12 protein-coding genes are annotated in these 10,987 nt (G+C 62.8%); 4 read left to right on the top strand and 8 right to left on the bottom strand.

Features of this window, described 5'->3' with window-relative positions; all coding sequences use genetic code 11:
• A partial coding sequence (locus SOP85_RS29955; protein ID WP_323629271.1) for a hypothetical protein occupies positions 1-204 on the top strand: 204 nt, incomplete at its 5' end.
• Positions 205-650: 446 nt separating this feature from the next.
• Here SOP85_RS29955 and SOP85_RS29950 read toward each other — a convergent pair.
• Genes SOP85_RS29950 through SOP85_RS29935 form a run of 4 tightly spaced genes read right to left on the bottom strand, consistent with a single transcriptional unit; the run spans position 651 to position 4,209 of the window.
• Positions 651-1,628 (bottom strand): NAD(P)H-dependent flavin oxidoreductase, encoded by a 978-nt coding sequence (locus tag SOP85_RS29950; RefSeq protein ID WP_323629270.1) that lies wholly within the window; start codon positions 1,626-1,628, stop codon positions 651-653.
• Between the two features lie 3 nt (positions 1,629-1,631).
• Positions 1,632-2,186, bottom strand: coding sequence for a cytochrome b (locus SOP85_RS29945; RefSeq protein WP_323629269.1), 555 nt, complete (start codon positions 2,184-2,186; stop codon positions 1,632-1,634).
• A gap of 44 nt (positions 2,187-2,230) precedes the next feature.
• Positions 2,231-3,898: a cation acetate symporter gene (locus SOP85_RS29940; protein ID WP_323629268.1), complete on the bottom strand. Its 1,668-nt coding sequence runs from the start codon at positions 3,896-3,898 to the stop codon at positions 2,231-2,233.
• The gene (locus SOP85_RS29935; RefSeq protein ID WP_274077641.1) at positions 3,895-4,209 is read right to left on the bottom strand and encodes a DUF485 domain-containing protein; all 315 of its coding nucleotides are present in this window, start codon (positions 4,207-4,209) and stop codon (positions 3,895-3,897) included. The genes SOP85_RS29940 and SOP85_RS29935 overlap by 4 nt, the downstream gene beginning before the upstream one ends.
• A 249-nt stretch (positions 4,210-4,458) precedes the next feature.
• On the opposite strand from SOP85_RS29935, the gene SOP85_RS29930 reads away from it, so the two are divergent.
• On the top strand, positions 4,459-5,346 hold the full coding sequence (locus tag SOP85_RS29930) for a LysR substrate-binding domain-containing protein (RefSeq protein WP_323629266.1): 888 nt from the start codon (positions 4,459-4,461) through the stop codon (positions 5,344-5,346).
• On the opposite strand, the gene SOP85_RS29925 is transcribed toward SOP85_RS29930, so the two are convergent.
• Complete coding sequence (locus SOP85_RS29925) at positions 5,330-6,565, bottom strand: MFS transporter (RefSeq protein ID WP_323629265.1); 1,236 nt, start codon at positions 6,563-6,565, stop codon at positions 5,330-5,332. The two genes, SOP85_RS29930 and SOP85_RS29925, sit on opposite strands and share 17 nt — an antisense overlap.
• Positions 6,562-7,779, bottom strand: coding sequence for a YbfB/YjiJ family MFS transporter (locus tag SOP85_RS29920; protein ID WP_323629264.1), 1,218 nt, complete (start codon positions 7,777-7,779; stop codon positions 6,562-6,564). Before SOP85_RS29920 ends, SOP85_RS29925 begins: the two co-directional genes overlap by 4 nt.
• A gap of 225 nt (positions 7,780-8,004) precedes the next feature.
• Between SOP85_RS29920 and SOP85_RS29915 the strand changes: the two genes are divergently transcribed.
• A complete protein-coding gene (locus SOP85_RS29915) occupies positions 8,005-9,033 on the top strand; it encodes a D-cysteine desulfhydrase family protein (RefSeq protein WP_323629263.1) in 1,029 nt (342 codons plus the stop codon).
• Between the two features lie 263 nt (positions 9,034-9,296).
• On the opposite strand, the gene SOP85_RS29910 is transcribed toward SOP85_RS29915, so the two are convergent.
• Positions 9,297-9,758 carry an HvfA family oxazolone/thioamide-modified RiPP metallophore gene (locus tag SOP85_RS29910; RefSeq protein WP_274077636.1) on the bottom strand — a complete coding sequence of 154 codons (462 nt, stop codon included), beginning with the start codon at positions 9,756-9,758 and terminating at the stop codon, positions 9,297-9,299.
• Between the two features lie 370 nt (positions 9,759-10,128).
• Between SOP85_RS29910 and SOP85_RS29905 the strand changes: the two genes are divergently transcribed.
• Complete coding sequence (locus SOP85_RS29905; RefSeq protein WP_323609445.1) at positions 10,129-10,665, top strand: glyoxalase superfamily protein; 537 nt, start codon at positions 10,129-10,131, stop codon at positions 10,663-10,665.
• Positions 10,666-10,731: 66 nt separating this feature from the next.
• On the opposite strand, the gene SOP85_RS29900 is transcribed toward SOP85_RS29905, so the two are convergent.
• The coding region (locus tag SOP85_RS29900) for a hypothetical protein (protein WP_323629261.1) at positions 10,732-10,987 on the bottom strand (256 nt) is incomplete at its 5' end.

Genomic DNA, 10,987 nt, shown 5'->3' with positions numbered 1-10,987 from the left:
TCAAGGACGCCTTCGCCGGCAAGCCGGCTCCTACAGTTCCGCGTCGACCACAAAACAACGCCGTGCGCAAACCCGTGTAGGAGCTGGCTTGCCAGCGAAGAGGCCCGCAAGCTCGATGCAATATTCAAGGACGCCTTCGCCGGCAAGCCGGCTCCTACACGCCCGCGTCGACCACAAAGCAACGCCTTGCGCAAACCCCTGTAGGAGCTGGCTTGCCAGCGAAGAGGCCCGCAAGCCCGATGCAATATTCGAGGACGCCTTCGCCGGCAAGCCGGCTCCTACACGCCCGCGTCGACCACAAAGCAACGCCTTGCTCAACCCCCTGTAGGAGCTGGCTTGCCAGCGAAGAGGCCCGAAAGCTCGACGCAATATTCAAGGACGCCTTCGCCGGCAAGCCGGCTCCTACACGCCCGCGTCGACCACAAAACAACGCCGTGCGCAAACCCGTGTAGGAGCTGACTTGCCAGCGAAGAGGCCCGCAAACTCGATGCAATATTCAAGGACGCCTTCGCCGGCAAGCCGGCTCCTACAGTTCCGCGTCGACCACAAAACAACGCCGTGCGCAAACCCGTGTAGGAGCTGACTTGCCAGCGAAGAGGCCCGCAAACTCGATGCAATATTCAAGGACGCCTTCGCCGGCAAGCCGGCTCCTACACGCCTAGCGCCCTTCTCTGCTTAGTCGGCAGCTGATCCGGCGCAGTCAGGCCGAGGGCAAGCTCCGCCACCCGCTCGGCCGCCGGTACGACACTGTGAATCTTGCCCACCCCCTGCCCCGCATACAGCGACAGTTTCTGCGCCATTCGCGGCTTGTCGATCGCCCGGGCGCCGCCACCGATCAGGCGCAGCAGGTTCCATTTGTCCCGATTGGGAATCACCCGGTGCGGCGTGCCGTAGGTCCAGCCGAACGAATAACCGGTGCGGTACTCGGTGTCATCGGTGGTTGCCTCGACAATCTTCTGTTTGTAGAGCGGATGGGCGTTCGACTCATCGGTGGCAATGAACGCCGTACCCACTACCACCCCCGATGCACCGAGCGACATCAGTGCGCGCACATCGTCGCCCTGGGCGATACCGCCTGCCGCCAATACCGGCCGCCCCTCGGCGACCGCCAGGATCGAGGTCAACAACGGCATGATGCCGATCGTGCCGCGATTGAGGTGCCCGCCACTTTCACTGCCTTGGGCAATGATGATGTCCGCACCCTGGGCGATGGCGTTGCGAGCCAGCTCCACCGAGCCCGCCTGCACCATGACCAGCAGCCCGGCATCTTTCGCCCGGGCAATCATGTCGGCGGCGTACTTCTCGGCATAAAACAGCGACAGCAGTTTGGGCTTTTCCTTGAGGATCACCTGGAACTGCGCTTCGAAGACCTCAGGGCCGCCAAACTGCGGCACCAGGTTCACGCCGAAGGGCCGGTCGGTCAGCGCCCGTGTTTCCTCGATCCAGCGGCGCAAGGCCAGGGGCGGCAGGCGCAAGCCGCCGATGACGCCCATGCCCCCGGCATTGGCCACTGCCGCGACCAGTTGCGGGCCGGAAATGGCGGCCATGCCGCCGAGGAAAATCGGGTATTTCACGCCGCAGAGCCGGGTGATGAGGTTACCCGCGAAATCGATTCTGTCCTGGTTCATGGCTCACAGCTCCACATGTTTTCCAAGCATCCGCTTGAGCGTGTTGTTCTTCAGGAGAAAGTGATTCTTCAGCGCGCCGAAGACATGCAGCGCGAGACCGGCGAGGAACGCCGAGGCGCCGATGTCGAACAGCACATCGACGACATGCTTCAAGGTCGGGTTGGCCGGCAGCAGCGCCGGAATCCACATTCCGCCGGGCAGTTGCAGCACCTCGCCGGCGGCGGCGCGGGAAGCCCATACCGCAATCGGCAGCAGCACCATCGCCAGGGCCAGCGCGACCGCCACCGAGCGGCTGACGATCACTTCGATGGGGTTCGGCGTGCCCACCGGCAGCGGATGGTAGGACGTGATCCGTGCCCAGAATCGATAGATCGAGACGAGGAACAGGATCAGGCCCAGCAGGTTTTGCACCCGGCCGAGTGGGTGTTGCAGTGCCGCGCTGGAGACCTGGTCGATCAGCAGTTGCAGCGCGAAAATCGCCAGCAGTGAACACGCCACGATCCAGTGCGTTACGACGGTGACAGGTGAAAATCTCAGGCCATTGTCTTTGAGTTGCATGACAGGCTCCTCTTGCAAAAGACGCACATCGAAAAGGTGGAGGATCAGTGACTGACCGCCTGCGCGGCCCCGAGCCCGGTCTGGGCGCGGATCAATTGATCGTCGAAACGCTCGCGCTCGAGCACCGCGCCCTGGCTGCGATCCGTCACCGAGCCCAGCCAGGTAAAGAGGAACGCCACGTTCATCGAGATGATCGCCGGGTAGTCATAGGGGAAGATCGCCTCGGCATTGCCCAGCACCTTGACCCACACCGCCGGCGAGAGCACCACCAGGCCGACGGCACTCACCAGCCCGGCAATGCCGCCGATCAATGCGCCCCGGGTAGTCAGCCCTTTCCAGTACATCGAAAGCACCAGGATCGGAAAGTTGACCGAAGCCGCCACGCCGAAGGTCAGCGCCACCAGGAAGGCGATGTTCTGGTCCTTGAACAGGATGCCCAGCACCACCGCGACGATGCCGATGCCGACCGAGGCGATCCGCGATACGCGGCGCTCGTCCCGGGCCTCGGCTTTGCCCTTCTTGACGACCATCACATAGAGGTCATGGGAGATCGCCGAGGTGCCGGCCATGGTCAGGCCGGACACCACCGCCAGGATCGTCGCAAACGCCACCGCCGAGATGAAGCCGAGCAGCAGGTCGCCACCCACGGCCTTGGCCAGGTGCATCACCGGCATGTTGCCGCCACCGATGAGCTTGCCGCCGACGATGCCGGACTCGTAGAAGGCCGGGTCCTGGCCGACGATCACGATGGCGGCCAGGCCCAGCACCGCCACGATCAGGTAGAAAAAACCGATGAAGCCCGTGGCGACGAAAACCGATTTACGCGCTTGCCTGGCGTCCGGCACGGTAAAGAAGCGCATGAGGATGTGCGGCAATCCTGCCGTGCCGAACACCAGCCCCAGCGACAGCGAGATCAGCGACAGCGGGTCGGCCACCAGTTTGCTCGGCAGCAGGATCCGCTCGCCATCGTGGTGCGCGGCCACGGCTTGCTGGAACAACAGGTCGAAGGAAAAACCGAACTTGCTCAGCGCCAGGATCGCGAGCAAGGTGCCGCCCACCAGTAGCAACCCGGCCTTGATGATCTGCACCCAAGTGGTGGCGACCATGCCGCCGAAGGTGACGTAGACCGCCATCAACAGGCCCACGGCAATCACCGCGTAATTGTAGGGCAAGCCGAACAACAGCTGGATCAACTGCCCCGCCCCCACCATCTGCACCACCAGGTAAAAGCACACCACCGTCAGCGAACCGAAGGCCGTCAGGGTGCGGATGCGATTCTGATCGAGGCGGTAGGAAGCGATGTCGGAGATGGTGATGCGCCCCAGGTTGCGGATGCGCTCGGCAAACAGGAACAGCAACAGCGGCCAGGCGACAAAGAAGCTGATCGAGTACAGCACACCATCGAAGCCGTTGAAGAAGATCATGCTGGTGACCCCCAGCAACGCCGCCGCCGACATGTAGTCCCCGGCCAGTGCCAGGCCGTTCTGGAAACCGCTGATGCCGCCACCGGCCGTGTAGAAATCATCCATCGACCGGGTCTTGTTGGCGGCCCAGTACGTGATGCCCAGGGTCGTGACGACGAAGACCAGGAACATGCCGATCGCGGTGATGTTGATCGGTTGTTTCTCGACGTTCTGCAAAACATCCCCGGCCAAAACGCTGGTGGCGACTGCACCGAGCAGCGTGCCGAGGATCAAGTGGATGCGTTTCATACGATGCCCCCCGCGCGAATCTGCGCGGTCAGTTCATCGAACTCACCGTTGGCACGCAGGATGTAGAGACCGGTGAACAGCCAGGCGCCGAGGATGAACACCACACCCAATGGCCAACCGATATTGATGATGCTGGTCGCCGACAGCTTCGTTGCCAGCAGCTGGGGCGCGAAGGCGGCGACGAGGATGAACGTGAAATACGGGACAAGGGTTGCAGCGGTAAGACTCGCGACGAACGTGCGCTGGCGCGAGACCAGATCCTTGTACCGGGGATGGTTGCGGATCCTGGCTGATTCGGTTGCATGGTTCACGTTGACTCCGTGTAGCAGTGGTAGCGTTATTGTTGTTCCACAGCCTCAGATTCAGACTCGATCCGCCACTGGCTGCGGTATCTGTGCCCGTTCAACCTATGCCCGGTACAGAATCATGTAAAATGATCATTAATGATCCAGTTGATCGTTTTTGGTGAATCAACTTCCCGTGGATTTCCGCTTGCGTGTTAATCTCTAATGAGCCTTGAATTGCGCATTGGTTATTGTTTTTTCAGATAGGTGAGTTCGATGGATGTCACGGATCTCAAGGTAGTGGCCGCGGTAGCCCGCCACGGCAGCATGAACAAGGCCGCCAGCGAACTGAACACCGTGCAGTCGAACGTGTCGGCGCGGATTCGCTCGCTGGAGGACGAGCTCGGCGTGGCCCTGTTCCAGCGCAGCGCCAAGGGTGTACAGGTGACGCCCGCGGGACGGCGCATCCTGCCCTTTGCCGACCGCCTGGCGAAATTGCTCCTCGATGCCTCCAGAGCCGCCCGCGATGACGGCCAGCCCAGGGGCGAGCTCGAGATCGGCACGCTGGAGACCACCCTCGCCCTGCGCCTGCCACATCTGATCGCCCGGTTCGCCAGGGATTACCCCGAGGTTCGCCCGGTGGTGCGCACCGGCACCACCTGCAGCCTGATCCAGGACGTCGTCGACTGTAAGCTGGAGGGCGCGTTCGTGGTCGGGCCGGTCAATCACCCGCAGCTGCGCAGCGAAGTGGTCTTTCGCGAAGAACTGGTGCTGGTCACCTCACCGGCCCTGCACCGCCTGGCGGATGTCGCCGCGGCCTTGAATCTCAAGACCGTGGTTTTCCGTCTTGGCTGCTCCTATCGCCAACGCCTGGACACACTGCTGACCAGCCTTGGCGCCCCCACCCCCGAGCCGCTGGAGTTCGGTTCAATCGAAGCGATCATTGCCTGCGTGTCGGCCGGGGTCGGGGTCACGCTGTTGCCCAGGGGCGTTGTTGCCAACGCGGCGCGCGAGGGCTTGGTGGCCGTGCACGAACTGTCCCCGCAGCTGGCTGAAGTGGAAACGGTGTTCGTGCGGCGCCTCGACGGCTATTTCTCCAGTGCGCTTTCCACCTTTCTGCACAGCGTGCATATGGCTGGCGTACGCGTTACCTTGGCGTTGTAGCGCTCTGCAGCGTACCAATCCGTGACCTGATCCAACCGTTGACCCCGGCACACGACACCAGCAGCGCGCCCGTGACCAGGAACACCTGGTGCAGGCCGAAATGCGCACCGATCTGGCCACCGATCAAGGGCCCGATCACCTGCCCGGAAAACTGCGCCGATTGCAGGTAGCCGAGGATTTTTCCGCTGTTATGCTCCGCCACCGACTGCCGGATCAGCTTGGCGATCGCCGGCAGCAGCCCGGCCAGGGTCATGCCCATCAGGCCGCGCAACACTGCCAGCTGCCACCACTGCGTGACGAATGCCTGGGGCACCATGACGATGCCGGTCAGCACCAGGCAACCGATGATCACCTTCCAGCTGCCGACCCGATCGGCCAACGCCCCCAGCCGGGCGGCGGTGAGAATGCTGCCCAGCGCCGAGCAGGCCATCACAATCCCGGCAATCCGCGCCTGATCATCAAGCGCCACGCCCAGGTCACCGATGTAGACGGTGATGATCGGCTCGATCGACATGTTGGCGAGCAAAACCATCATCGCCGTCATCAACAACGCGGCGATGATTGGCCAGCGCGCACTGTCAGCCTCGTGCCTGGATGTAGCGACCCCCCGTGCCCCGTCCAACTGCCGGCTGAAATCCTCGCGAACCAGCACCAGAGTGGCGATCGCGGCCACTGCGATCATGCCGCCACCGACGAAAAAAGTACCGCGGATGCCGACCCACTGCGGCAGGAAACCACCCACCAGCGGCCCGATCAAGTTGCCGGACAACGCCCCCGTCGACAGCACGCCCAGTGCCCACCCGGCCTTTTCCCGTGGCACCTGGGATCCGATCATCACAATCGAAGCCGAGGCATAACCGCCGATGAGCCCGGCGACCAGGCGCAGCACCACAAGATCAGTCACATCCCGCGCCAGCCCGATCAGCGACATCACCACCGCCATGCCGATGGCCGCGCGCACCAGCATCGGCTTGCGCCCATAACGATCGGCCAGTCGCCCCCACAGCGGCGCGGTAATCGCCGTACCAAAAAACGTCGCACCGAAGGCCACGGCGGACCACTGCACCACATCGGCCTGGGCCGTTACACCAAGCTGTTGCACATAGAGCGGCAGGAACGGCAACAGCATGCTCAGGCTCACCAGGGTGGTGAACGAACCGAACACACAGACAGCCAGGTTGCGCCGCCAATAGGCCAGATTGCGTTCGGCGTAATTCATGGGGTCACCGAGGTACACGAGCTTCGCAGAGCCGCCAGCAGGTCAATCACAAAGGCCAGCAACATGGCCGCCGTGCCAATCAGGAACAACAGGCTGTAGTTGCCGCCGCTGTAGGAAAACAGGAACGACAGCCCATAAGCGGCGACCGCCTGGAACAGGGCGAAACCCACCGTGGCGGTCTGCCAGGCCGCACTTTGCCGGGCCGGATGGCGGACAAGAATTTCCTGGACCCGCCCCAACACCAGCGGCACGGTCCCGGTGACAAAGGCGCCGACCGTCACGCTGGACACCATCAGCCAGAGGCTGCCCGGTGCGAAGACCGGTACCGCGACGGCGATGGCCTCGATGAGGAACGACACCCGCAACGCGCGAGCGAAGCCGACCCGGTCCGCCAGCCCCCCTGCCAGCAGCGGGCCGACCGTGGCGCCAATGCCAAACAACACCCAGTACTGCGCGCCCGTCTGCAGGCCCTGGCCCAGGCCCCGGGCCACGAAATCCACCAGAAAAATCATGTGTGGCACCCACCCGGCGGCGTTCAGCGCGTACTCCACATACAGCGCCTTGAGGGTGCCGTTGGGCGCCGGGCGATGGTGCTGGACTGTGCTGGCCACCGGCGCGTTTTCCGTCGGCCAGCCGCGCCAGGCAATGGCGGTGAGCAACAGCGCGATCACGCCCAGACCCAGCCAGGTTTGCCCAAGGCCCTGTTGCAGCAGCAGCGGCACCAAGGTCCCGGACGCCGCGATCCCGACGCCCACGCCCATGAAGATCACCCCGCCCGCCAGGCCCCGGCGCGAGGGCGGCACGTGCGCCAGCACAGTCGGCGCGGCCAGGACCATCAGCGCCCCGCCGGCGACACCGGAGAGGAATCGCCAGGCGAAGAACCAGGCAAAGGACAGGGGCCAGGCGCAAGCGAAAAACGCGACGCTGGCCAGCAGCATCATGCCCCTGAGGGTCGCTCGGGTAGAAGTTCTGGCCGCCAGTGTGCGGCCGAAGATCGCTCCGGCCAGATACCCCGCCAGGTTTGCCGCGCCAAGGTAGGCCGCCCTGGAGGCGTCAAACCAGTGGGCGCCGACAATCGCCGGCAATAGCGGCGTATAGGCAAATCGCGCCAGGCCAATCCCGACCAGACTCGCCGAAAAACCGGCAAGAGTGCCGCGCCATGGACTGGCGGGATGTGGCGCACTGTCGGTAGTCGCGGGTTTTACATTGTTCATCGCCTGCCCTTCCCTTCTTCAGTCGGGCAGACCTTATCTCGCGCGATGATATCTCAATAAACGAATAATCAAGATCAGAGTTATCTATATCAGAGATACCACCGTTCATTACACGGTGTATCAACTGTAATTCCTTGCCAGCGGTATATCTTCAATCCACGGCTTTCTAGAGTGGCAGATGGCGTTCAGCCCACCGAGCTTCCTTTCCTCCATGAGCGATCCTTCATGCCCCACGACTTGAATCTTCTTGATGCCGCGCTGGCCGCCTACCCACGGGTGGCCCTGCTCGAAGGCCCGACCCCGATCCAGAAACTGTCCCGATTGAGCGGCTTGCCCGATCTCAATGGCTGCAACCTCTACGTCAAGCGCGATGACCTGACCGGTCTCGGCGGCGGCGGCAACAAGCTGCGCAAACTGGAATTCCTGCTCGGCGAAGCCTTGGCCGAAGGCGCCGACACGCTGGTGACCTGGGGCGGTTTTCAATCCAATCATGCGCGCCTGACCGCTGCCGTGGCGGCCCGTCACGGCCTCGCCTGCGAGCTGATCCTGACCCCCTCGGCCGTGCGCAGCGACGATGACTTCTGCCACAACGGCAATGTGCTGCTGGACGCACTGTTTGGCGCGAAGGTCCATCGGCTGGCGCGGGGAGTCGTGCCTGATACCTATGCGGCCGAGTTGGTCGACACGCTCAAGGGGCAAGGTAAAAAGCCCTTCGTGATGCCCCTCGGCGGGTCCAGCCCCCGGGGCAGCCTGGGTTATGCCGCCTGCGCTTCGGAGATACTGCGCCAGGCGGATGTGCTGGGTGTGCATTTCGAGCAGATCATCGTGCCCAATGGCAGCGCCGGCACCCACTCAGGGCTGCTGGCCGGTGTCACCCTGGCGGGCGCTTCGTCGCACATCCTCGGCTACTCGGTCCTGGCGACCGAGGAACAGGCCACGACCACGACCCTGGAAAAAACCCGTCAGGTTCTACAGCTGCTTGCCCCGTCCTCAACACTGGCCGACACCTCGATTCGTGTGGATGGCAGCCAACGGGGCGACGCCTACGGCGCGCCGACCGAAGCGATGCTCGAAGCGCTGCGCCTGCTCGCATCCCAGGAAGGCTTGCTCACCGACCCCGTCTACGGCGGCAAGGCCTTCGCCGGCCTGCTCGCCGCTGTACGCCGGGGCGACTACCCGGCGGGCAGCAATCTGCTGTTTGTGATGACCGGCGGGATGCCTGGGCTGTTTGCCTACCGTAGTGCCTTTGACTGAGAGCCGTACGCATGATCCCAAGCGAACGCGTTCCCCCTGTAGGAGCTGGCTTGCCAGCGATGAACGTCAACGATGACGCGCGCTATCTGGGTGATTGCGTTGACCGGACGTTTTTCGCGAGCAAGCTCGCTCCTACAGTTTGATCGGGTACAACCGCAAGAGATGGGTCGGCTGTCTGGACGCGTTGGGCCTGGTAATCGAAAAAAAATACCTCCCCAGGGAAAAACCCAAGGGAGGTGATTTTTTACCGCTGTATCGCGTTATCAGCTCTTCGCCTTGCTCATCTGGGTGAACAGCTCGGTAGGCACTTTCTTGCCGTTGGAGGTGAACTGGTTGGTGCGGAATTTGTAGACCTCGCCTTCGGAGAGGAAACCGTCGTTGTTGGTGTCCATGGCCTTGAACTCTTCGCCGCCCTGCGGGGCTACGGTCAGCAGTTCCTTGAGCGAAACGCGGCCGTCGTGGTCGGTGTCGGTACGGGCGAACGAAGCATCGCCGCATTTGCCTTCACCGCACTTGCCTTCGCCGGCCTTGGTCACTTTGGCGCCGGCTTCATCTGCGCCGCACTTGCCTTCGCCACACTTGCCTTCACTGGTCTTTTCCGCCGCGGCCAGTTGGTAGCCTTGGGGCAACGCGTCTGCGGCAAAGGCGGTGGATGCGAGGTTGAGGCTGCCGGCCAGTGCAACAGCGATCAGGCCAATACGGGATTTGTTCGACATACGGGACATGGTGATTCTCCGGATACTGTGTGCGGCCAAGCCGCTAAGGTCGTGCGATAAGCCGTGGTGCGAGGCGCGTTTGCTTTCTCGCTGAGGCAGGGCCATTTGACGGCAACCGTGTATCCCGGATGTATCCGGTTGCAGGGGCATTTGTAAGCCAACCTGCGTACGACGGGTCTGGATACACAGCGATACACAGGCGTAGGTCTTCCCGTCACGGGAGCGGCTATGTACTATCGGCACCGGGCCGATGCTGCCCGCCGCTCGCTCCCGATGGGAAAGGTGAAAGCATCGCTTCCTCATACGAACCCTGTCGTATCTCTTGACGGTCGAGGTTTGGCAACGCGGGCACCCAAGGATCTCGGCTAAAGGAGCAACGATGTTTTCAATCGAGCAAGCCAAGCAAATGGCCAAACAGTTGCGCGCCTCGCTGGAGGAACGCAACCAGAGCCTGTCTCACTCCACCGCGCTGGAACTGGTCGCAGAGCAACTGGGCTACAAGGACTGGAACACCGCATCCGCGATGCTTTCCCCGGCCGACACCCCGCCCGCTTCCACCGTGACCTTCGACAAACCCATTCCGATATTGCGCATGTTCGACGAAGCCAAGGCCCGTGAGTTCTATCTTGATTTCCTGGGTTTCAGCGTCGAATTCGAACACCGCTTCGAAGCCGACCTGCCGCTGTACCTGGGCATCAGCCGCAACGGTCTGCAACTGCACCTGTCCGAACATCATGGCGATGCCAGCCCGGGTTCGACAGTGTTTGTGCCAATGAACAATATCGAACAGCTGCGCGACGAGTTGCTCGCCAAGCGCTACGGCTACGGACGTCCGGAGATCGTCCAGCAGGGTTGGGGGCAAGTGCTTGAAGTCTACGATCCGTTTGGCAACCGGATCCGCTTCTGCCAGGGCTGATCGGGTAGATCCCTGTTCGCATCCAGACGGCGCATTGCTGCCCGCCTGGATGCGATGGTCCAGCGCCTATCGACGCAGGGAGCTGGCGGCGAGCTCCACACGCTTGCCCGGGGCAACGACCGCCTCGCGATCAGCGACTTCAAGCACTCCCCCACTCCGTTGTTTGCGCAGCAGGAAGTACGACAGCGCCGGAATCAGGATCAGCGCGCCGAGCATATTCCACAGGAACATGAAGGTCAGCAGGATGCCCATGTCGGCCTGGAACTTGATCGGCGACCAGACCCAGCACACCACGCCGGCCGCCAGGGTTATACCGACCAGC

The organism is Pseudomonas sp. YuFO20 (genome assembly GCF_035064975.1).
Taxonomy (GTDB): Bacteria; Pseudomonadota; Gammaproteobacteria; order Pseudomonadales; family Pseudomonadaceae; genus Aquipseudomonas; species Aquipseudomonas putida_AE.
The sequence above is the reverse complement of the archived record's forward strand: the minus strand, read 5'-3'. Positions and strand labels throughout refer to the sequence as shown.